The organism is Streptomyces sp. NPDC101237 (genome assembly GCF_044767465.1).
Taxonomy (GTDB): Bacteria; Actinomycetota; Actinomycetes; order Streptomycetales; family Streptomycetaceae; genus Streptomyces; species Streptomyces gramineus.
Genome location: NZ_JBIWNY010000020.1, coordinates 34348 through 56752 on the forward strand (window position 1 = coordinate 34348; position 22405 = coordinate 56752).

Below are 22405 nucleotides of genomic sequence, written 5' to 3' on the forward strand. Positions count from 1 at the left end.
CCGCGCCCCCGCACGGGGACCGCCTCAGCTCGCGGTGGACGAGGCGGACGCCGGCGCCGTCGCGGAGACCTTCTTGCAGCTGGCCTGCTCGGCGATCGCGTCCTTGACCTCGCCCTGCTCCAGGGCCTCGAGCGCGGCGGTGCCGCTCTTGTTCTGCGTCTCCAGGTCGGCCATCTGGGAGGCGACGTCGTGCAGACCGGAGGCGAACTTCGCCTGGTTCTTGGTCTCCAGCGCGTCGACCTTCTTCTTCAGGTCGGCGTAGGAGGCGGAGAGGCTGTTGAGGTTCTTGACGACGTCCTGCTGGCGCTTGGCGCCGTCGTCGATCCCAGGAGGCGCGCCGGCGCCGCTGATGGCCGCGGCGAGCGCCTTGTAGCCGTCGGACATGTCCTGGAAGGCCTTGGAGTCGGTCTTCTGGATGGTGGCGGGCGAACTCGTGGTGTCCGAGGCCGTCTGCGAGATGGCGGCGTTGGCCGCCTTGATCTTCGCGTCCTGCGCAGGAACCGCGTCGCACACGGTCTTGGCCCAGGAGATCAGCTTGGGATCGGTCCCCTTGTTGCTGCTGCACCCGGACAGCGCCACTACGAGTACCGCACCGCCGGACAGTGCGGCCGCGAGCTTCTTGTTCACCGGATAGGTCCCTTCAATGGCTCTCGGCCCCCGGAATCTACACGGCGCACGGACAGCACCCCCATAGAGACCATGCATTAAAGATGCTTTTAGGTCGATTTGACCGGGGGGAGAGAAGGCTCACCACGAGACGCCGGGCACACCCTGCGCCGGGGCGCGGGACCACGTCCGGCCGCGCGGCCGGACCGGCGGGCGCTCTCCGGCACGCGCAACGGGCGGACGGCGTGTCAGCACACGCCGTCCGCCCGGTCGTTGGCCCGGCCCGCTCGCGCGAACCGGGCCGGCCGTCGTAAGACCGCCTACGAAACCACCGCGGGGTCGGCCGACTTGGCGACGCGTGCCGCGCCGTCCTCGTCGTCGTCCCCGACGGTGATGCCGCGCCGCTTGGAGATGTACACGGCGCCGACGATCACGAGCAGCGCGAGGATCGCGATCACGATCCGGACGCCGACGCTCTTGTCGTGGCCGTACGAGAACTTGATCACCGCGGGTGCGATGAGCAGCGAGACCAGGTTCATGACCTTGAGCAGCGGGTTGATCGCGGGGCCCGCGGTGTCCTTGAAGGGGTCGCCGACCGTGTCACCGATCACCGTGGCGGAGTGGGCCTCGCTGCCCTTGCCGCCGTGGTGGCCGTCCTCGACGAGCTTCTTGGCGTTGTCCCAGGCACCGCCGGAGTTGGCCAGGAAGACGGCCATCAGGGTGCCTGCGCCGATCGCGCCCGCGAGATAGGAGCCGAGCGCGCCGACACCGAGCGTGAACCCGACGAAGATGGGCGCCATCACGGCGAGCAGTCCCGGCGTGGCCAGCTCGCGCAGGGCGTCCTTGGTGCAGATGTCGACGACCTTGCCGTACTCGGGCGTCTCCGTGTAGTCCATGATCCCGGGGTGCTCGCGGAACTGCCGCCGCACCTCGTAGACGACCGAACCCGCCGACCTCGACACCGCGTTGATGGCGAGTCCGGAGAAGAGGAAGACGACCGCCGCGCCCGCGATGAGCCCGACCAGGTTGTTGGGCTGCGAGATGTCCATCGACAGGGTCAGCGGCGCGCCGGCTCCGGACAGTTTCGCGCCCACGTCCTGCACGTTCGTGGTGATCGCGTCCCGGTACGACCCGAACAGCGCCGACGCCGCGAGCACGGCGGTGGCGATGGCGATGCCCTTGGTGATGGCCTTGGTCGTGTTGCCCACGGCGTCCAGGTTGGTGAGCACCTGCGCGCCCGCGCCCTCGACGTCGCCGGACATCTCGGCGATGCCCTGGGCGTTGTCGGAGACGGGCCCGAAGGTGTCCATGGCGACGATCACACCGACCGTGGTGAGCAGGCCGGTGCCGGCCAGCGCCACCGCGAACAGCGCCAGCATGATCGACGTACCGCCGAGCAGGAACGCGCCGTAGACGCCGAGGCCGATCAGCAGCGCGGTGTAGACGGCCGATTCCAGGCCGATCGAGATGCCGGCGAGGACCACGGTGGCCGGGCCGGTCAGCGACGACTTGCCGATGTCCATGACCGGACGCCGGTTGGTCTCGGTGAAGTAGCCGGTCAGCTGCTGGATGACGGCCGCCAGCAGGATGCCGATGGCGACCGCGACCAGCGCGAGGATCCGCGGATCGCCGTCCCTGGCCTTGATGGCCGCGTCGGAGATCCCGTCGAGTTCGGCGTAGCTGCCCGGCAGGTACACGAAGACCGCGACCGCGACCAGCGCGAGCGAGATCACCGCGGAGATGAAGAACCCGCGGTTGATGGCGCTCATGCCGCTGCGGTCGCTGCGACGCGGCGCGACCGCGAAGATGCCGATCATGGCCGTCAGCACACCGATGGCCGGTACCAGGAGCGGGAAGGCGAGTCCCGCGTCGCCGAAGGCCGCCTTGCCGAGGATCAGCGCGGCGACCAGGGTCACCGCGTAGGACTCGAAGAGGTCGGCGGCCATGCCCGCACAGTCGCCGACGTTGTCGCCCACGTTGTCGGCGATGGTCGCGGCATTGCGCGGGTCGTCCTCCGGAATGCCCTGTTCGACCTTGCCGACCAGGTCGGCGCCGACGTCGGCGGCCTTGGTGAAGATGCCGCCGCCGACACGCATGAACATGGCGATCAGGGCGGCGCCCAGGCCGAAGCCTTCGAGCACCTTCGGCGCGTCGGCCGCGTACACCAGCACCACGCAGGAGGCGCCGAGCAGGCCGAGGCCCACGGTGAACATGCCGACCACGCCGCCCGTACGGAAAGCGATCTTCATGGCTTTGTGCGAGACGGCGGTGAGATCCTTTTCCGGTTCGCCTTCCGCCGGGGTGGCTTCCCGGGCGGCCGCCGCGACACGGACATTGCTGCGCACGGCGAGCCACATGCCGATATAGCCGGTGGCCGCCGAGAACGCCGCGCCGATCAAGAAGAAGATCGATCGGCCGGCGCGTTGATTCCAGTCGTCCGCGGGCAGCAGCAGGAGCAGGAAGAACACCACGACGGCGAATACGCCGAGGGTGCGCAACTGCCGGGCCAGATAGGCGTTCGCGCCTTCCTGGACCGCCGCCGCGATCTTCTTCATGCTGTCGGTGCCCTCGCCTGCCGCGAGGACCTGGCGCACCAGGATCCAGGCGACCACGAGCGCGGCCAGCGCCACGACGGCGATCACCGCGACCAGGACCCGGTTGTCGTCGGTCAGGACCGCGGCCGCGAGGGTTGTGGGGTGACCGAGCTGATGAGGGGTAGAAAGCCCCGCCATTCGTCCTCCTTGACGCTTGGGCTGAGCTCAAGATGTGGACGGATTCTAGGTACCCGCGAGTGATCTAAAAAGGGGACGGTAAGCGGAATTGGCCTTCTCGTGCCCTTCAGCAAATGATCGAGGTCACGACGGCGAACCCGAAAGCGGTAACGCCTTAAAAGCATTGACGATCACCACTGGCCTATTCGGCGCTTGATCAAATTATCCGGCGATCCGCCGGGACCGTCGATCGTGAATTCTTTCACGAATTCGGCGAACGGATGACATCGGCCGGAAAATAACAAGAAGGGCCCTGCTCGGCAGGGCCCTGCTCATGATCGGGTGACGCTCAGACGAGCGTGACTCCGGGCGGAGTGGTCGGCCACCTCATGCGGATCAGGCCGCCGTGCTCGCCGGCGGTCACCTCCACGTCGTCGACGAGACCGCTGATGACCGCGAGGCCCATCTCGTCCTCCTCGGCCTCCACGTCCGGCGCCGCACCGGTCGCCCGGTCGACGGGAACGGATCGGGGCGCCTCGTCGCCGACCTCGATGGAGAACTGCTTCTCCTCCTCGATCAGCGCGACCCGCACCGGCTCGTTGATGCCGGCGCTCTGGTGCAGTCCGACAGCGCGGGAACAGGCCTCGCCGACGGCCAGCCGGACCTCGTCCAGGACGGCCTCGTCCACTCCGGCCCTGCGCGCCACCGCCGCCGCCACCAGTCGGGCGGTGCGGACGTGCTCGGGCAGCGCGCTGAAGCGGAGTTCAACGGTGGCCATACGTCCCCCTCGGAACTACGGGCGTGCGGTGGGGGGCCGGGTCGCCGAAAACCCGGGCCCCCGATGAATTGCGTCCGCCACGGACCTGCGACCCGTGAACGGCTGCCGGCACGGGCATGCGGGCCCGAGCGGGCGGAAGCGACACGGGCCCTGCGTACGGTTCCGTACGAGCCCGTGTCAGAGGCCGGCCGGACGGCACCCGGACCGATCCGCGGTCCGGAAGCCGTCGGCCGGCCCGGGTCAGTCGGTGGCCGCCACCGCTTCCTCGACCGAGGTGTGGATCGGGAACACCTTGGTGAGGCCGGTGATGCGGAAGATCTTCAGAATGCGCTCCTGGTTGCAGACCAGGCGCAGCGAGCCCTCATGGGCACGCACCCGCTTCAGGCCGCCGACCAGCACGCCGAGTCCGGTGGAGTCGAGGAAGTCCACGCCCTCCATGTCGACGACGAGGTGGAAATTCCCGTCGTTCACCAACTCGACCAGCTGCTCGCGCAGCTTGGGCGCGGTATATACGTCGATTTCACCACCGACCTCGACGACCGTACGATCGCCGACGGTACGGGTCGACAGGGACAGGTCCACGGATCCTCCAGCACCTTGCTATCGAGCGGGTCGCCCCTTGGGACACCTCGGCTTGCGGCCCCCGGGACGGTACGCCAGCCGCGATGGCATTCAATCACTTACCGGCAGGCGTGCACGACGCCTTGGCCCCATTGTCCGTCACGCCGGTGACACACTCGGTCCCGATGGCCATAAATCACCGATCCGATCGACCCTCGGCCCCAGCCGCTTCCGGGTCCTCTCCGGGCACGGTCCTGGGCCGGCTCGCCGCCGGGCCGAGCCGGGCTTCGCGCATCACTCATACGGAGCACTTGCCCCCGCGAGCGGGTCGGCATGCCGTCTGGCCTGACCGGATTCGTTCGGAAGTGATCGCCGCCGTGCAGGCCGCCGGCATCGACCACCCGTGGGAACACCAGGCACTGGCCGCCGAGCACGCCCTGGACGGCGAGTCGGTGGTGGTCGCCACCGGCACCGCATCCGGCAAGTCCCTGGCCTACCTCGTACCGGTCCTGTCCACCCTCCTGGACGGCTCCGAGGCGCCCAACGGCCGTGGCGCCACCGCCCTCTACCTGGCCCCCACCAAGGCGCTCGCGGCAGATCAGTGCCGATCGGTGAAGGAACTTTCACAACCGCTGGACACCGCCGTACGGGCCGCCGTGTACGACGGCGACACCCCGTACGAGGAACGGGAGTGGGTCCGCCAGTACGCCAACTACGTGCTCACCAACCCCGACATGCTGCACCGCGGGATACTCCCCGGGCACGCCCGCTGGTCCTCCTTCCTGAAGTCGCTGAAGTACGTCGTCATCGACGAATGTCACACCTACCGGGGCGTCTTCGGCTCGCACGTCGCCCAGGTGCTGCGCAGGCTGCGCCGCCTGTGCGCCCGCTACGGCGCCTCCCCGGTCTTCCTGCTGGCCTCCGCGACCGCCGCCGAGCCGGCCGTCGCCGCCCGCCGCCTGACCGGCCTGCCGGTGGTCGAGATCGCCGACGACGCCTCCCCGCGCGGCGAGCTGGTCTTCGCCCTCTGGGAGCCGCCGCTGACCGATTTGCACGGCGAGAAGGGCGCCCCGGTCCGCCGTACCGCCACCGCCGAGACCGCCGACCTGCTGACCGACCTCGCCGTGCAGGGCGTGCGGTCGGTCGCCTTCGTACGCTCCCGGCGTGGCGCCGAGCTGATCGCACTCATCGCCCAGGAACGGCTGGCCGAGGTGGACCGGTCCCTGGCCCGGCGTGTCGCGGCCTACCGCGGCGGCTACCTCCCCGAGGAGCGGCGCGCCCTGGAACGCGCGCTGCACTCCGGGGAGCTCCTCGGACTTGCCGCCACAACGGCCCTGGAGCTGGGCGTGGACGTCTCCGGGCTCGACGCCGTACTGATCGCCGGGTACCCGGGTACGAGGGCCTCTGTGTGGCAGCAGGCGGGCCGGGCGGGCCGCTCCGGCCAAGGCGCCCTGGCGGTCCTGGTGGCCCGCGACGACCCGCTGGACACCTTCCTCGTCCATCATCCCGAGGCCCTGTTCGACCAACCGGTGGAATCGACGGTCCTCGACCCCGACAACCCGTACGTCCTCGCTCCGCACCTGTGCGCCGCCGCGGCCGAGATCCCGCTGACCGACGACGACCTCGACCTGTTCGGTCCCGCGTCCCGCGAGCTGCTGCCGCAGCTGGAGGCCGCGAAGCTGCTGCGCCGCCGCGCCAAGGCCTGGCACTGGACCCGGCGGGAGCGCGCCGCGGAGCTGACCGACATCCGCGGCGAGGGCGGACGCCCGGTGCAGATCGTCGAGGAGGGCACGGGACGGCTGCTGGGCACGGTGGACGCGAGCGCCGCCCATTCCGCGGTCCACGAGGGCGCGGTCCACCTGCACCAGGGCCGCACCTACCTGGTCCGCTCCCTGGACCTGGAGGACTCGGTCGCGCTGGTCGAACGGGCCGAGCCGCCGTACTCCACGGTCGCCCGCGACACGACGGCCATCTCCGTCCTGGAGACGGACATCGAGATCCCGTGGGGCGAGGGCCGCCTCTGCTACGGCTCCGTCGAGGTCACCAACCAGGTGGTCTCCTTCCTCCGCCGCCGGCTCATCACCGGCGAGGTCCTCGGCGAGACGAAACTCGACCTGCCACCCCGCACCCTCCGCACCCGCGCCGTGTGGTGGACCGTCACCGAGGACCAGCTCGACGAGGCCCGGATCACCCCGGAGATCCTCGGCGGCGCCCTGCACGCCGCCGAACACGCCTCCATCGGCCTGCTCCCGCTCTTCGCGACCTGCGACCGCTGGGACATCGGCGGCGTGTCGGTCCCCCTGCACCCCGACACCCTCCTCCCGACGGTCTTCGTCTACGACGGCCACCCGGGCGGCGCGGGCTTCGCGGAACGCGCCTTCCACACCGCCCGCACGTGGCTCACGGCCACCCGCGAGGCCATCGCGGCGTGCGAGTGCGAGGCCGGCTGCCCGTCCTGCATCCAGTCGCCCAAGTGCGGGAACGGCAACGACCCCCTGCACAAGCGAGGCGCGGTGCGGCTGCTCACGGTGCTGCTGAAGGGGGCTCCCGACTAGACGCGGTGCCGGGGGCCGGACCGGTGCCCGGTGCGGGCGTCGCGTGCGGCGAGGGCTGCCGACCGGGCGCGGCCCGGGTGGCCGGGCCGGCGGCCGGTGGCGGAGCCGGCGCGGCCCGGGTGGCCGGCACGGCCGCCAGTGGCGGTGTCGGTGCCGGAGCGGGAGCCGGAGCCGGTGCCGGAGCGGGAGCGGGAGCCGGAGCCGGAGCGGGAGCCGGAGCCGGAGCGGGAGCCGGAGCCGTCTGCGGCGGGACCGCCGGGCCGGCTCTGGCCCGGATCTCCGCTCCGAACAGCCCGCCGCCCGACGCCGTCGTCACGTCCGAGACGTCCCCGACGATCACGCACCGCGTCAGCCGGGCCCCCTGCGCCCGGACCACGCGGTCCGCGCGGGCACAGGCACCCGCCGTGCCCTCGGCCCAGCGGTCCGCCGCCGCGAGGGCCGCCAGATCGGCGGCACCGGCCGCGCGGTGCCGGACCACGATCGCCTGACCCAGCCCGAGCAGTACCCCGAACACCGCGCACAGGACGCCGATCGCGCCGACGCTCCAGACGGTGGCCGACCCCCGGTCCGCGTACCGGCGTCTCATGGCCCCGCCTCCTCGGCCAGCGCCACCGCCGACTCCCGCACCTCGAACGGCAGCGCCCCGAGCACCGGCGGCCTCGCCACCACCGTCACCCTGACCAGGTCGCCCTCCCGCCCGACGGTGACCGACGCCCCGTGCGGCGCGGCCTCCTTCACCACGGCGACCACCGCGCCCTCGGCGTCCTGCCGCGCGGCGGCCCGCGCCCCGGTGCGGGCCGCGTCCACGCACCGGACCTGGTCGGCGATCACGAGCAGCCCCCACACCAGCGCCATCGTGAACGCCACCAGCACCGGCAGCACCACGGCCGTCTCCGCCGTCACGAACCCGCGGTCCGCCCCGCGCCCCCGCTCACATCCGCGCACCGAGGGCCCGTTTCACGATGTCCTGGAGTTCTGCGCTGACCTCTCCGCTCGTCACGACCGCGTAGAGAACCGCGGCGAACCCGACGGCGGCGATGATCCCCATCGCGTACTCCGAGGTGACCATTCCCGCGTCCCGGCGCAGCGCCTTCCGCACTTTCCCGTACATCCCGACTCCTAGGTATTCCGAAGCATTCCGCATTCCGATGTTCTGATCACTGGACGACCCGTATCGCCTCTTTCATCCACCACCCCCTCGCATCACCCCGCCGGCCAGCCCGATCACCACGGGCAGTACGCCGACCGCGATGAACGCGGGCAGGAAGCACAGCCCCACCGGTGCCGAGATCAACACGGCCGCCCGCCGGGCCCGCTCGGTCGCGCCCCTGGCCCATTCCGCGCGGGCGTCCGCCGCGAGCCGGGCGACCGGGGCGGCCGCCGGCAGGCCGGACTCCGCCGCGCGCTCCAGCAGCCGGGCCAGGGCCGCGGCTCCCGGCAGCGCCGCCAACCGCTGCCAGGCGTCGGCCGGTTCGCCGCCCAGCCGGACCTCCGCGGCACCCCGGGCGAGCCCTTCACCGACCGGGCCGCCGAGCGCCTCGCCGACGGCCTGGGCGGCGACCGCGGGGGCCGCCCCGGCGGCGATGCAGGCGGCCAGCAGGTCGGAGGCGAGCGGGAGCTGACGGGCGGCCCGGGACGCCTCGGCCTCGGCCGCCCGTGCCGCGTCCGCCTCGCGGGACCGCAGGCGCCACAGCGCCGCCGCGACGCCCAGCCCGACCAGCAGGCCGACGACCCCGCCGACCAGCGCCCAGCCGCCGCACACCACACCGGCCACCGGCAGCCACCGGCGGACGGCACGGCCGCTGCCGGACCGCCGCTCCGGCAGCTCCAGGCCCAGCAGTTCGGCCGCCCTGCGCCGGGCCAGGCGGCCACGTCCCGCGGTCCACAGCCGCCACGCGGGCCAGCCCGCGGCCGACAGCGCCAGGGCCGCCGTCCCCGGCCCGAGATCCGCTGTCATACCGCCTCAGCTCCTCGCACGATCCGGGCCGCCCACCACATCCCGGCGCCCTCGAACACGGCTCCGGCGGCCAGGCAGCCCAGCCCGGCCCCGGTGTGCAGCAGCACGCGCAGCGGGTCGGCGCCCATGGCCGAGCCGAGCAGCAGACCGAGGGCGGGCAGCGCGGCGAGGAGCACCACGGTGGCCCGGGCGCCGGACAACTGGGCGCGCAGATCGGCGCGCTGGTCCCGTTCGGCGCGCAGAGCCGTCTCCAGACGGCCGAGCCCCGCCGCGAGCCCGGCGCCCTGGTCGACGGCCACCCGCCAGCACGCGGCGAGCCCCAGCAGGCCGTCGGCGCCCGGCCGGCGTGCGGCCGTCACGAGGGCGGCCGGGACGTCTCCGCCGAAGCGGGCCGCCGCCACCACGGCCGCCCGGGCCTCGCCGAGCCCGCCGGAGTCCCGCGCGGCCCGCAGCAGCGCCTCGCCGGGCTGCCGTCCGGCGCGCAGCTCACCGGCGAGCGTCCCGCAGAAAGCGATCACCGCGTCCGCACGTGCCTGCCGGATCCGGGCGGCCCTCCGGGCCAGCCGCAGCCGGCGCAGCACCGGCACCCCGGCCGCCCCGGCGAGGACCGGAATCACCGAGGCGGCGACCAGGGCCAGCGCGATGCCGGCGGCCAGGGCCCACCACTCGCCCCGCCAGCGGGCGCGCAGCCGCCGCAGTTCCCCGGCCGTCCGCTCCCAGGAAGGCGGTCCGGCCGCCATCGCCCCGCCTCCGGCGAGCAGCAGTCGGGCCCGCCGTACCTCGCGCTGCCGCTCGGCCAGGAGCCACGCCAGGACTCCCCCGCACATCACGGCCGCACCGACCGTCGTCTCACCCATCGCACACAGCCCTTCCGGCTCGCAGATCACGTTCGTCACTTCGCAGCAGCTCCCGCAGCCGCTCCCACCCCGGTTCGCGCTCGAAGGCCTCCGTCCCCCAGCGCAGGGCCGGCACCGTCCGCACCAGACCCGAGGAGTCCCGCTCCAGGACGTGCACCTCGGCGATCCGTCGCCGGCCGGCGCGGTCCCGCACGAGGTGCAGCACCACCGACAGCGCGGCCGCCAACTGGCTGTGCAGGGCCGCCCGGTCGAGTCCGGCGGCCGTACCGAGCGCTTCCATCCGGGCGGGGACGTCCGCGGCCGCGTTGGCGTGCACCGTGCCGCAGCCGCCCTCGTGCCCGGTGTTGAGCGCGGCCAGCAGGTCGACGACCTCGGGGCCGCGCACCTCGCCGACGACCAGCCGGTCAGGGCGCATCCGCAGTGCCTGCCGGACCAGGTCCTCCAGGGTGACCAGACCGGCGCCCTCCTGGTTGGCGGGTCTCGTCTCCAGCCGTACGACGTGCGGGTGTTCGGGCCGCAGCTCCGCCGAGTCCTCGGCGAGCACGATCCGCTCCCCCGGGCCGACCAGGCCGAGCAGGGCACTGAGCAGGGTCGTCTTCCCGGTGCCGGTGCCCCCGCTCACCAGGAACGAGAGCCGGGCCGCCAGCAGCGCGCGCAGGATCAGGTCGCCGCCCGGCGGCACGGTCCCGGCCGCCACCAGTTCGCCGAGCGTGAAAGCCCGCGGTCGCACCACCCGCAGCGACAGGCAGGTGCAGCCGACGGCCACCGGTGGCAGCACCGCGTGCAGGCGGGTGCCGTCGGGCAGCCGGGCGTCCGCCCAGGGCCGGGCGTCGTCCAGGCGCCGGCCGGCCACCGCGGCCAGGCGCTGCGCGAGCCGCCGTACGGCCGCGGCGTCCGGGAAGGCGACCGGGGTCAGTTCCAGTCCGCCGCCGCGGTCCACCCAGACACGGTCCGGGGCCGAGACCAGGACGTCGGTGACCGTGGGGTCGGCGAGCAGGGGTTCCAGCGGGCCGCTGCCGATCAGTTCGGAGCGCAGCCGCTCGGCCGCTCCGAGGACCTCGGCGTCGCCGAGCACCCGGCCCTGTGCGCGCAGCGCCTGCGCCACGCGCGCGGGCGTCGGTTCGGCGCCGTGTTCGGCGAGCCAGCGCCTGACCCCGTCGAGCAGGGCCGGCCCTTCGGCCGCCGCCGTGCCGGGCCTCATACGCCACCCGCCTCGACGAGCGTGCGCTCCCAGAAGCCCTTGCAGAAGCGGGCCAGCGGTCCGCGTGCGGCGGAGCCAGGGGGTTTCCGGTTCGGGCGGGACAGGCCGGGTTCGGCGGGCACTTCGCCGGCCAGCGGCAGGCCGAGCAGCCGGGCCACCTCGCGGTCGTCCAGTCCCGGCGCGTAGGGGCCCCGTACCGCCACCCGCAGATCGCGCACGACCATGCCGACGGTGGCCGCCACCCGGCCCGCCGCAGCGATCGCCCGGATCTCGGCGGGGACCACCAGGACGGCGAGGTCGAGCTGGGTGAGGACTTCGGCGACCTCGTCGTCCAGGCGGCGCGGCAGGTCGACGACGACCGTGCCGCCACGCCTGCGGACGGCGGCGAGCACCGCGCGGACGGCGGGCGGCGGAACGGCCACGCTGTCGCCGCGGTCCCAGCTGAGGATCCGCAGCGAGTGGAGTTCGGGCAGCGACTCCTCCAGCGCGCCGCTGCCGAGCCTGCCGCGCGAGGCGGCGAACGCGGGCCAGCGCAGCCCCTCGGTCGTCTCGGCGCCGAGGAGGACGTCGATGCCGCCGCCCAGCGGATCCGCGTCCACCAGGAGGGTGCGCAGTCCTTCTCGCGCCGAGGTGACGGCGAGCGCGCAGGCGAGCGTGGAGGCTCCGGCCCCGCCCCGGCCGCCGATCACCCCGACGGTGAGGGCCGGTCGGCCCACGCCCTCGACGACGTCGGCGATCCGGTCCACGAGCCACTGCTCGCCGTCCGGCAGCATCAGGACGTGGTCGGCGCCGATCTGCACGGCGCGCTTCCACACGTCGGGGTCGTCCTGGTCCTGGCCGACCAGCACCACCCCGCGTCGGCGCGTGGCTCCGCGCACCCGGCAGGCGGCGTCGTCACCGACGAGGACGAGCGGGGCGGACTCCCAGCCGCCGCCGCGTTCCGGCAGTCCGTGGTGCACCTCGGGTTTGGCGCCGGCCGCCGCGCACAGGCGCAGCAGGTCGTCGAGGAGTTCGGCGTCCTCGGTGACGATCATCGGTCGTCCGGGTCGTCCCGGGGCGGCGGACGGTGATTCGTAGGTGACAGTTCCGGCCACGTGAGGTTCCCCCTCGGCTGTGTTCGTGCGTGCGGCCTCCAGGGCCGCGCGATTCCCATACGTGTGGAGAACCGGCTTGCGGTCTCCCTGTGCACGGCCGACAGAAACCGGCCATGGGCGCCCGACAAACGGAACCGGCCATGAACTCGCCGCCCGTCGGAGCGCGCTGGAATCACGGTGCGACGAACCCGGAAATCGTGTGGATCTTGGTCGAAAACTGTGGACAAGACGACGGCTGTGAATATCGCCGTCACCCATACCGGTGAGGCCTGTTCTGGGCGCTGTGCGACTTCCACAGCGCAGCGCGACGACTACCCAGAGTGATGAATCATGGGTGCACGAAAGGCCGGGCGGCAGCCGCCCGGCCAAGGCTTCGACATCTGGAGAGGAGGGGAAAAACCCGTCCGGACATGCGACGACCCCCACCGGGGGGGAGAGTGGGGGTCGTCTCCACGGCCGACTCGGGGGGGGAGGAGCCGGACCGGGTTAGCACGGTCGCGAACGATCCGTGACTTCCATGGTGTACCCGAGAGCCCTCTCAGGCAAACCCACGCGCCCCACCTTACGCCGAATGGTGGGCGCCTATGCTCGGGGACGTGGAAAACCACTCCTTGCCCCGCACAGCGGCCTTCTTTGACCTGGACAAGACGGTCATTGCGAAGTCGAGCACGCTCACCTTCAGCAAGTCGTTCTACCAAGGCGGTCTGATCAACCGCAGGGCGGCGCTGCGCACCGCGTACTCCCAGTTCGTGTTCCTGGTCGGCGGTATGGACCACGACCAGATGGAGCGCACCCGCGCCTACCTGTCCGGTCTGGTCCGTGGCTGGAATGTCCAGCAGGTCAAGGAGATCGTCGCCGAGACCCTGCACGACCTGATCGACCCGATCATCTACGACGAGGCCGCCTCCCTCATCGAGGCCCATCACCGGGCCGGCCGGGACGTCGTCATCGTCTCCACCTCGGGCGCCGAGGTGGTCGAGCCGATCGGCGAACTGCTGGGGGCCGACCGGGTGGTGGCCACCCGCATGGTCGTCGGCGACGACGGCTGCTACACGGGCGAGGTGGAGTACTACGCCTACGGCCCGACCAAGGCCGAGGCGGTCCGGGAGCTGGCCGTCTCCGAGGGGTACGACCTCGACCGGAGCTACGCGTACAGCGATTCGGCGACCGACCTGCCGATGCTCCAGGCGGTCGGGAACCCGCACGCGGTGAACCCGGACCGCGCCCTGCGCCGCGAGGCGCTCGGACGCGGCTGGCCGATCCTGGACTTCCACCGCCCGGTCCGGCTCAAGCAGCGGATCCCCGCACCCCCGCGGCCCGCCCTGGTCGCCGCGGCGGCGATAGGAGCGGCTGCGGCCACGGCGGGTCTGGTCTGGTACGCGAGCCGGCGCCGGAACACCGTCGCCTGAACGGCCGCACCGGCCTCCCTTTTCACCCGTTCAGCGCACCGAAGAGCATTTCACACTCTTCAGTCCGACTTTGAGCGCAAAAGTAAAGAACTGCAGGCAGGGGTTCCGCTTGCCCCGGGCTTGCAGTACAAAGGGTTTAGCGGCCCGCGAGACCCGAGGACATCCGAGAGGATCACCTTTTCCAACGCATTCGGCCCCACGGACCCAGCATGGACACCGGGCACCCACGCGACGTCGACCCGTCGATTACGGGCCAGCCGCACCAGGTGACGGGCAGAGTTCCCGACCTGATGGGCGAACTTCGAGGACGCTTGGTAACCCGGTGAACATGCCAGCGGCGGTACGAGTCCTCGTACCGCCGCAACCCGTTGGGGCAGACCCTCCGGCCCTGCCGGACCGCTACGCCGCGCCGCGCTGAAGCGCCTCGCAGACCGCGGTCGACTCCCGGACACCCAGCTCTACCGCGCGGCCGCAGTGCGCGATCCAGGCCGCCATGCCGTCCGGGGTGCCCGAGACGTACCCCTCCAGCGCGGCCACGTAGGAAGCCCGGCCCTGTTCGGCGTGGCCGACCTCGGCCGGGCAGATCGACTTGGGGTCGAGGCCGCTGCCGATCAGCACGATCCGTTCGGCCGCGCGGGCGACCAGCCCGTTGTGCGAGGTGAAGGGCCGCAGCGCGAGCAGTTCGCCGTGCACCACGGCGGCCGTCACCAGCGCCGGCGCGGAACTCTCCGCGATGATCAGCCCGGAGAGCCCCTCCAGGCGCCCCGACACCTCGTCGGCGCTCGGCAGCGGCAGCTCGATCAGCGGTTCGTCGACGCCTTCACCGGCCCGGCGCGGCCGGCCGACCTCGTCGCCGGCGGTCGCGGCCGCCACCAGGTGCAGCCGGGCCAGCACGCGCAGCGGCGACTGCCGCCAGACGGAGAGCAGTTGACCGGCCTCCGCGGTCAGCCGCAGCGCCGCGCCCACCACCCGCGCCTCGCCGTCGGCACCGAAGTCGGAGCGCCGCCGCACCTCCTCCAGCGCCCAGTCGGCCCCGGACAGCGCCGCACTGCCCCGGGCGCCGCGCAGCGCGGCCTCGGACGTGACGGCGTGGCTGCGGCGCCGCATGACCCGGTGCCCGTAGACCCGGTCCACGGCCTTGCGCACGGACTCCACGGACTCGGCCACTCCGGGCAGCGAGCCCAGGGCCGCGAGCGGATCGGCGGTCGCACGTGTCGTACTCATGAGTACGACCCTACGCATCCCCTGCCCGGCACTCCACGAAGGAGTGGTCTTCTTCACTTCGCCTGACACGTACAGCTATCACACGACTACTCTTCGTGAACATGAAAATTGCTTTCGTCGGGAAGGGCGGCAGTGGCAAGACCACGCTCTCCTCCCTGTTCATCCGGCATCTCGCCGCCGCCGGCGCGCCGGTCGTCGCCGTCGACGCCGACATCAACCAGCACCTGGGCCCCGCGCTCGGACTCGACGAGACGGAGTCGGCGGCACTGCCCGCGATGGGCGACCGGCTCTCCTTGATCAAGGACTACCTGCGCGGCAACAACCCGCGCATCGCCTCCGCCGCCACGATGATCAAGACCACCCCGCCCGGCGAGGGCTCCCGGCTGGTCCGGGTCCGGGAACCCAATCCGGTCTACGACGCCTGTGCGCGCCCCGTGGAACTCGACGGCGGCGCCGTCCGTTTGATGGTCACGGGGTCCTTCACGGACGCCGACCTGGGAGTCGCCTGCTACCACTCCAAGACGGGCGCGGTGGAGCTGTTCCTGAACCACCTGGTCGACGGCCCGGACGAGTACGTCGTGGTCGACATGACGGCCGGTTCGGACTCCTTCGCCTCCGGCATGTTCACCCGCTTCGACATCACGTTCCTCGTCGCCGAACCGACCCGGAAGGCTGTCTCCGTCTACCGCCAGTACAAAGACTACGCCCGGGACTTCGGCGTCGTCCTGAAGGTCGTCGGCAACAAGGTGCAGGGTCAGGACGACATCGACTTCCTGCGCGCGGAGGTAGGGGACGACCTGCTGGTCACGGTCGGGCACTCGGACTGGGTGCGCGCCATGGAGAAGGGCCGTCCGCCCCGCTTCGAGCTCCTCGAGGACGCCAACTCCCTCGCTCTGCGCAGCCTGAAGACCGCGGCCGACGCCACGTACGGCCTGCGGGACTGGGAGCGCTACACCCGGCAGATGGCGCACTTCCACCTGAAGAACGCCCAGTCGTGGGGCAACGAGCGCACCGGGGTCGACCTGGCGGCCCAGATCGACCCCGGTTTCGTGCTCGGCGAGGGTGTGGCGGCGCCCGTCTGACGGAGGTGGGCACTCCGCCGGCGGGACGCCGCGCCCGCCCGCCGGTTACTGCTTGACCGCCGGCGCCCCGGGCACCCCCTTCGGCGCCGGGGCGGGCCGCCCGGAGAGGAAGGACGCCCAGCCCTGCCGCGGGGCCTCGCCCACCTCGAGGGTGCGCAGCCTCGCCAGGACCTTCGGGTCCTGGGCGTCCAGCCAGTCGGCCAGCTGGTGGAAGGAGACACAGCGCACCTCGGGCTTGTTGCAGACGTTCTCGACGACGTCGTCGATGGCCCGCATGTAGGTGCCGCCGTTCCAGGACTCGAAGTGGTTGCCGATGACGAGCGGTGCGCGGTTGCCGTTATAGGCCCGGTTGAAGCCCTGGATCAGTCCGTCACGCATCTGGTCGCCCCAGTAGTCGTACTTGTCGGGGTCGCCCTGGGTGGAGGTGCCGGACTGGTTGACCATGAAGTTGTAGTCCATGGTCAGCTGCTCGAAGGTGTGGCCCGGGAAGGGGACGAGCTGCATCGACAGATCCCACAGCCCTTCGCGCTTCTTGGGCCAGACCTGGTCGTTGACGCCGCTGGTGTCGTAGCGGAAGCCCAGCTGGCTCGCCGCCTTCACGAAGTTCTTCTGCCCTTCCAGGCAGGGGGTGCGGGCCCCGATGAGCTCCTTGTCGTAGTCGAAGGGCAGCGGCGCGGCGTCCTTCTTGCCCGTGTTGGTCTTCCAGCTCTTCACGAACCGCTTGGCCTGGGCGATCTCGCTCTTCCACTCGGCCACCGACCACTCGCCGACACCCCCGTCGGGGCCGCAGAAGTGCCCGTTGAAGTGGGTGCCGATCTCGTTGCCCTCCAGCCAGGCGAGCCGTAGCTGCTTGACGGTGTCGGAGATGCCCTGCTCGTCGTTGAAGCCGATCTCGGAGCGGCCGGGAGAGTGCTGCGGCGGACGGTAGAGGTCACGTTTCTCCTCGGGCAGCATGTAGACGCCGCTGAGGAAGTACGTCATGGTCGCGTTGTTCTCCTTGGAGATCTTGCGGAAGTGCGAGAACAGCTTCTGGCTGTCCTCGCCCGCGCCGTCCCAGGAGAACACCACGAACTGCGGGGGCTTCTCGCCCGGCTTGAGCTTCTCCGGCCGGGGCAGATGGGGCTGCGCGCCGGTGTAGGAGGTGGATCCGTCGCCGATCAGACGGACCAGGCTCTGGGGCGCCGGTGCTCCCTTCTCCGGACCGGGCGCCCCTTCCTTGGTGTGGGTGCCGGTCGCGCAGCCCGCCAGCGACGCGGCACAGGCCGCGGCGGCCACGGCGCCGACGGCGATCCTCTGGGTGGCGGCCAATTCCGCCCACCTTCTTCCTTCTCTCGGCGAACGCCGATCACGGCGTTTTATGGCGGTGTGCCGGATACGTGCCGACAGCGCCGCCAAGGTCGCATGGGACCGAGAGAGGGATTAATACGACAAGCCGATGAACTGCTCACTTCACCCATGGAGGTGAAGGGGTGCCCCATTTGCGCAGAACATCCATGCCTGACCTTTACTTTGCATTACGATTCGTTTACCGAGTGTTGATTCATCCCGCCACTGCACGCCCGTGACCCACGGCCGCGACCACGCCCCGGCCCGCTGGCGAGGGGACCCCTGTTCCGCGACCGCGCTGCCCCGGAGGAGACGGGAAACATGTCGTCAGCCTGCGTACCCACCCAACCCGAGAACCTCGGCCCGGCCCGTTCCGGAGCCCCGGCCGAGGCCACGAGTCCCCAGCCCGTCGAGCACGCCGGCCGGGCGCCGGCTCCGGCCGGCCCGTCGCGCCGCGGCCCGCGGATCGAGGGCGCCGACCTGTCCGCGTCCGTCTCGGTCTTCCTGATCGCCCTGCCGCTCTCCCTCGGCATCGCCCTCGCCACCGGCGCACCGCTGCAGGCAGGGCTGGTCGCGGCGGCCGTCGGCGGCCTGGTCGCCGGGCGGCTCGCCGGCTGCCCGCTCCAGGTCAGCGGCCCGGCCGCCGGGCTCACGGTGGTCACCGCCGACCTCATCCACCGTTACGGCTGGCGGGCCACCTGCGGCATCACCGTCCTCGCGGGCCTGGCCCAACTCGGCCTGAGCTGCCTGCGCGTGGCCCGTACCGCGCTCGCCGTCAGCCCGGCCGTGGTGCACGGCATGCTCGCGGGCATCGGTGTCACCATCGCCGTCGCCCAGGTGCACATCGTGCTCGGCGGCAACCCGCAGAGCGCGGTCCTCGACAACGTCCTGGCGCTGCCCGCCCAGTTGGCGCACCTGCATCCGGCCGCCGTGGCGATGAGCGCGCTGACCCTGGCCCTGCTGTTCGGCTGGCCCCGGATCCCCGGCAGAGCGGGCCGCGTGCTGCGCACGGTTCCGGCGGCCCTGGTCGCCGTCGCCGGTGCCACCGCGACCGCCTCGCTCACCGGACTCGCCCTGCCCCGGGTCGACCTGCCGTCCTGGAGCAGCCACGCCCTGGCCGGGCTCCCCGAGGGGCCGGTCCTCGGCCTGGTCGCCGCCGTGCTCACCACCACGCTGGTGTGCAGCGTGCAGTCGCTGCTCGGCGCGGTCGCCGTGGACAAGCTGGTGGCCGGCCGCTCCGGACCCCAGTCCCGCATCGGCCGTTCCGACCTGGACCGCGAGCTGCTCGGCCAGGGCGCGGCCAACATCGTCTCCGGAGCGCTCGGCGGGCTGCCGGTCGCGGGCGTGGCGGTGCGCAGTTCGGCGAACGTGCAATCCGGCGCCGTCAGCCGGAACTCCACGATGCTGCACGGCGTTTTCGTAGTAGCCGCCGCGCTGCTGATGGTCCCCGTCCTGGACCTCATCCCGCTCGCCTCGCTCGCCGCCCTGGTGATGGCCGTCGGCATCCAGATGGTGTCCCTGCACCACATCCGCACGGTGACCCGCCACCGTGAGGTCGCGGTGTACGCCGTCACCACACTCGGCGTGGTGCTGGTCGGCGTCCTGCAGGGCGTGCTCCTCGGGGTCGCGGTGGCCGTCGCCCTCGCCCTGCGCCGTCTGGCCCACACCCGCATCACCCATGAAGAGGAGGAAGGAGTCCACCGTGTGCACGTGAGAGGACAGCTGACGTTCCTGGCGGTGCCCCGGCTCAGCAGGGCCCTGCATCTCGTCCCTCAGGGCGCCCGGGCCGTGGTCGAGTTGGACGGCTCGTTCATGGACCACGCGGCCTACGAGTCGCTGCGGGACTGGCACAGGGCCCACACCGCGCGGGGCGGTTCGGCCGAGCTGACCGGCTGCCGGGTGGGCGTGCGCTCACCGGAGTACGGACACGGACCGGGGCGGGGAGGAAAGCGGGAGCAGGAGCGAGGACCGGAGCGGGAGCCGGACCTCGGGTCGCGTCCCGGGCTCCGGGCGGGTCGCGGCGACGGTGCGGGACCCGTCGCGCCGGCCCTCGCCCGCTGGGGCGGCGCCAGACCGGCCGGTTCGGGCCATGAACTCGCCGACGGGATCGAAGTGTTCCAGCGCGAGACCGCGCCCCTGGTGCGGGAGGAGCTGGCCCGGCTGGCGCGCGAGGGACAGCGGCCGTCGCAGCTCTTCCTCACCTGCGCCGACTCCCGGCTCGTCACATCGATGATCACCTCCAGTGGTCCTGGCGACCTCTTCGTGGTCCGCAACGTCGGCAACCTGGTCCCCCTCCCGGGCGAGGACAACGGCGACGACTCGGTGGCGGCCGCGATCGAGTACGCGGTGGACGTGCTGAAGGTGCGCTCCATCACGGTGTGCGGGCACTCCGGATGCGGGGCGATGCAGGCGCTGCTGGCTTCCGGGTCCGCGGACGGCACGAGTCCGCTCGGGCGCTGGCTGCGGCACGGGCTGCCGAGCCTGGCCCGGCTGGCCGAGGACGGAGCGCCTGAAGTGCGGCTGACCGGGCGGGCGGCGGCGGACACGGCGGAGCGGCTCTGCCTGGCCAACGTGGTCCAGCAGCTGGACCATCTGCGGGCCCACGAGTCGGTGTCGCGGGCGCTGGCGGCAGGCGAACTGGAACTGCACGGGATGTACTTCCATGTGGGCGAGGCGCAGTCCTATCTGCTGCGCCGGGCCGACGGCGAGGGCGAGGGAGGGGTGTTCGAGGGGGTGGCGGGCGCCGGGGAGCTGCGGGGCCCGGCCTGAGGGACGGCGGTGCGGGGCCTGCCGGTGCCGTCCAGGCCGTCACCGGCGGGCTCCGCGCACACCGTCGCACCCAACAGGTCTAAACCAATTTTTCGACGGCCCTTGTCACCGGACCCCCAGGTCTGATGAGCTGTGGCCTGGGACACAACGGACACCCTTGGAAAGGGAGATGTCGTGAGCAACGAAAGCCTGGCCAACCTCTTGAAGGAGGAGCGACGCTTCGCGCCGCCCGCTGACCTGGCCGCGAATGCCAATGTCACGGCCGAGGCGTACGAACAGGCCAAGGCTGACAGGCTCGGCTTCTGGGCCGAGCAGGCCCGCCGGCTGACCTGGGCCAAGGAGCCGACCGAGACGCTGGACTGGTCGAACCCGCCGTTCGCCAAGTGGTTCAAGGACGGCGAGCTGAACGTCGCGTACAACTGCGTGGACCGGCACGTGGAGGCCGGCCACGGCGACCGGGTCGCCATCCACTTCGAGGGCGAGCCGGGCGACAGCCGCGCCATCACCTACGCGGAGCTGAAGGACGAGGTCTCCAAGGCGGCCAACGCGCTGCTGGAGCTCGGAGTCAGGAAGGGCGACCGGGTCGCGGTCTACATGCCGATGATCCCGGAGACGGCGATCGCCATGCTCGCCTGCGCCCGGATCGGCGCCGCCCACTCCGTGGTCTTCGGCGGCTTCTCGGCGGACGCGCTCGCCACCCGCATCCAGGACGCGGACGCCAGGGTGGTCATCACCTCCGACGGCGGCTACCGGCGCGGCAAGCCGTCCGCGCTCAAGCCGGCCGTGGACGAGGCGGCCGCGAAGGCCGGCAACGTCGAGCACGTACTGGTCGTACGGCGCACCGGGCAGGAAGTGGCCTGGGACGAGACGCGGGACGTGTGGTGGCACGAGATCGTGGACCGGCAGCCGGCCGAGCACACGCCCGAGGCCTTCGACGCCGAACACCCGCTGTTCATCCTGTACACGTCCGGTACGACGGGCAAGCCGAAGGGCATCCTGCACACCTCGGGCGGCTACCTCACCCAGGCGTCGTACACGCACTGGGCGGTGTTCGACCTCAAGCCGGAGACGGACGTGTACTGGTGCACGGCCGACGTCGGCTGGGTGACCGGCCACTCGTACATCGTGTACGGACCGCTGGCCAACGGCGCGACGCAGGTGATGTACGAGGGCACTCCGGACACCCCGCACCAGGGCAGGTTCTGGGAGATCGTGCAGAAGTACGGGGTGACGATCCTGTACACCGCGCCCACCGCGATCCGGACGTTCATGAAGTGGGGCGACGACATCCCCGCGAAGTTCGACCTGTCCTCCCTGCGGGTGCTGGGTTCGGTGGGCGAGCCGATCAACCCCGAGGCCTGGATCTGGTACCGCAAGCACATCGGCGCGGACAAGACCCCCATCGTGGACACCTGGTGGCAGACCGAGACCGGCGCGATGATGATCTCGCCGCTGCCGGGCGTCACCGCGACCAAGCCCGGTTCCGCGCAGACCCCGCTGCCCGGCATCTCGGCGACCGTGGTGGACGACGAGGCGCACGAGGTGCCCAACGGAGGTGGCGGCTACCTGGTGCTGACCGAGCCGTGGCCGTCGATGCTGCGCACCATCTGGGGCGACGACCAGCGGTTCCTGGACACCTATTGGTCGCGCTTCGAGGGCACGTACTTCGCCGGTGACGGGGCGAAGAAGGACGACGACGGCGACATCTGGCTGCTCGGCCGGGTGGACGACGTCATGCTGGTCTCCGGGCACAACATCTCGACGACCGAGGTGGAGTCCGCGCTGGTGTCGCACCCGTCGGTCGCCGAGGCGGCCGTGGTCGGCGCGGCGGACGAGACGACCGGGCAGGCGATCGTCGCCTTCGTGATCCTGCGGGGCACGGCGAACGCCGAGGACGAGGGCCTCGTCAACGAACTCCGCAACCACGTCGGCGCCACGCTCGGCCCCATCGCCAAGCCCAAGCGGGTCCTGCCGGTGGCGGAACTGCCGAAGACCCGCTCCGGCAAGATCATGCGCCGGCTGCTCCGCGACGTCGCGGAGAACCGCCAGCTCGGCGACGTGACCACGCTGACCGACTCCACGGTCATGGACCTCATCCAGGCGAAGCTCCCGGCGGCGCCCAGCGAGGACTGACCCCGGTCGACGGTCCCGGAGGGGCGCCCGGCGCGGACGCGCCGGGCGCCCCTTTTGCCCCTACCGTGAGACTCGTCTGGCAACCACCGGCACACCTTAGGTAACCTAAGTAATGCAGCGTGTCTCTCAAGGTGTGCCGGGA

General features: G+C 72.0%; 18 protein-coding genes. 5 read left to right on the plus strand and 13 right to left on the minus strand.

The features are described 5' to 3' along the window. Positions 1-24: 24 nt before the first annotated feature. The 4 genes from ACIRQ9_RS27725 to bldG form a co-directional block, all read right to left on the minus strand. Positions 25-627: a small secreted protein gene (locus ACIRQ9_RS27725; RefSeq protein ID WP_404179019.1), complete on the minus strand. Its 603-nt coding sequence runs from the start codon at positions 625-627 to the stop codon at positions 25-27. Between the two features lie 299 nt (positions 628-926). Then, positions 927-3338, minus strand: a complete 2412-nt coding sequence (locus tag ACIRQ9_RS27730) for a sodium-translocating pyrophosphatase (RefSeq protein WP_404179022.1) — start codon at positions 3336-3338, stop codon at positions 927-929. A 328-nt stretch (positions 3339-3666) separates the two neighbouring features. After that, the gene (locus ACIRQ9_RS27735) at positions 3667-4095 is read right to left on the minus strand and encodes an ATP-binding protein (protein ID WP_404179025.1); all 429 of its coding nucleotides are present in this window, start codon (positions 4093-4095) and stop codon (positions 3667-3669) included. A gap of 240 nt (positions 4096-4335) precedes the next feature. After that, positions 4336-4677, minus strand: a complete 342-nt coding sequence (gene bldG / locus ACIRQ9_RS27740; RefSeq protein ID WP_010986038.1) for an anti-sigma factor antagonist BldG — start codon at positions 4675-4677, stop codon at positions 4336-4338. An 83-nt stretch (positions 4678-4760) separates the two neighbouring features. Here bldG and ACIRQ9_RS27745 point away from each other — a divergent pair, with 83 nt between their 5' ends. After that, entirely contained in the window at positions 4761-7211 is a 2451-nt protein-coding gene (locus ACIRQ9_RS27745; protein WP_404179028.1) for a DEAD/DEAH box helicase, read from the plus strand. Here ACIRQ9_RS27745 and ACIRQ9_RS27750 read toward each other — a convergent pair. From ACIRQ9_RS27750 to ssd, 7 genes are all read right to left on the minus strand, one after another. Beyond that, positions 7180-7797: an Rv3654c family TadE-like protein gene (locus tag ACIRQ9_RS27750; protein ID WP_404179031.1), complete on the minus strand. Its 618-nt coding sequence runs from the start codon at positions 7795-7797 to the stop codon at positions 7180-7182. The genes ACIRQ9_RS27745 and ACIRQ9_RS27750 overlap by 32 nt on opposite strands. Continuing rightward, positions 7794-8114: a TadE family type IV pilus minor pilin gene (locus tag ACIRQ9_RS27755; RefSeq protein ID WP_404179034.1), complete on the minus strand. Its 321-nt coding sequence runs from the start codon at positions 8112-8114 to the stop codon at positions 7794-7796. The genes ACIRQ9_RS27750 and ACIRQ9_RS27755 overlap by 4 nt, the downstream gene beginning before the upstream one ends. Before the next feature lie 28 nt (positions 8115-8142). Continuing rightward, the gene (locus ACIRQ9_RS27760) at positions 8143-8322 is read right to left on the minus strand and encodes a DUF4244 domain-containing protein (RefSeq protein ID WP_404179037.1); all 180 of its coding nucleotides are present in this window, start codon (positions 8320-8322) and stop codon (positions 8143-8145) included. Positions 8323-8394: 72 nt separating this feature from the next. Further along, a complete protein-coding gene (locus ACIRQ9_RS27765; RefSeq protein ID WP_404179040.1) occupies positions 8395-9168 on the minus strand; it encodes a type II secretion system F family protein in 774 nt (257 codons plus the stop codon). After that, complete coding sequence (locus ACIRQ9_RS27770; RefSeq protein ID WP_404179043.1) at positions 9165-10025, minus strand: type II secretion system F family protein; 861 nt, start codon at positions 10023-10025, stop codon at positions 9165-9167. Before ACIRQ9_RS27770 ends, ACIRQ9_RS27765 begins: the two co-directional genes overlap by 4 nt. Beyond that, complete coding sequence (locus ACIRQ9_RS27775) at positions 10018-11226, minus strand: TadA family conjugal transfer-associated ATPase (protein ID WP_404179046.1); 1209 nt, start codon at positions 11224-11226, stop codon at positions 10018-10020. The genes ACIRQ9_RS27770 and ACIRQ9_RS27775 overlap by 8 nt, the downstream gene beginning before the upstream one ends. Then, complete coding sequence (gene ssd / locus ACIRQ9_RS27780) at positions 11223-12260, minus strand: septum site-determining protein Ssd (protein WP_404179050.1); 1038 nt, start codon at positions 12258-12260, stop codon at positions 11223-11225. Before ssd ends, ACIRQ9_RS27775 begins: the two co-directional genes overlap by 4 nt. 644 nt (positions 12261-12904) lie before the next feature. On the opposite strand from ssd, the gene ACIRQ9_RS27785 reads away from it, so the two are divergent. Further along, on the plus strand, positions 12905-13729 hold the full coding sequence (locus ACIRQ9_RS27785) for an HAD family hydrolase (protein ID WP_404179053.1): 825 nt from the start codon (positions 12905-12907) through the stop codon (positions 13727-13729). Positions 13730-14128: 399 nt separating this feature from the next. Here the strand turns inward: ACIRQ9_RS27785 and ACIRQ9_RS27790 are convergent, their stop codons facing one another. Continuing rightward, a complete protein-coding gene (locus tag ACIRQ9_RS27790; protein ID WP_404179056.1) occupies positions 14129-14953 on the minus strand; it encodes an oxidoreductase in 825 nt (274 codons plus the stop codon). A gap of 101 nt (positions 14954-15054) precedes the next feature. Between ACIRQ9_RS27790 and ACIRQ9_RS27795 the strand changes: the two genes are divergently transcribed. Beyond that, positions 15055-16035, plus strand: a complete 981-nt coding sequence (locus ACIRQ9_RS27795; protein ID WP_404179059.1) for an ATP-binding protein — start codon at positions 15055-15057, stop codon at positions 16033-16035. A gap of 45 nt (positions 16036-16080) precedes the next feature. Here ACIRQ9_RS27795 and ACIRQ9_RS27800 read toward each other — a convergent pair whose 3' ends face one another. Continuing rightward, complete coding sequence (locus ACIRQ9_RS27800) at positions 16081-17343, minus strand: hypothetical protein (RefSeq protein ID WP_404179062.1); 1263 nt, start codon at positions 17341-17343, stop codon at positions 16081-16083. A 339-nt stretch (positions 17344-17682) separates the two neighbouring features. Here ACIRQ9_RS27800 and ACIRQ9_RS27805 point away from each other — a divergent pair, with 339 nt between their 5' ends. Both ACIRQ9_RS27805 and acs read left to right on the plus strand, forming a co-directional pair. After that, positions 17683-20130, plus strand: a complete 2448-nt coding sequence (locus ACIRQ9_RS27805; RefSeq protein ID WP_404179065.1) for a bifunctional SulP family inorganic anion transporter/carbonic anhydrase — start codon at positions 17683-17685, stop codon at positions 20128-20130. A 174-nt stretch (positions 20131-20304) separates the two neighbouring features. Further along, complete coding sequence (acs, locus tag ACIRQ9_RS27810; protein WP_404179068.1) at positions 20305-22263, plus strand: acetate--CoA ligase; 1959 nt, start codon at positions 20305-20307, stop codon at positions 22261-22263. Positions 22264-22405: the final 142 nt, after the last annotated feature.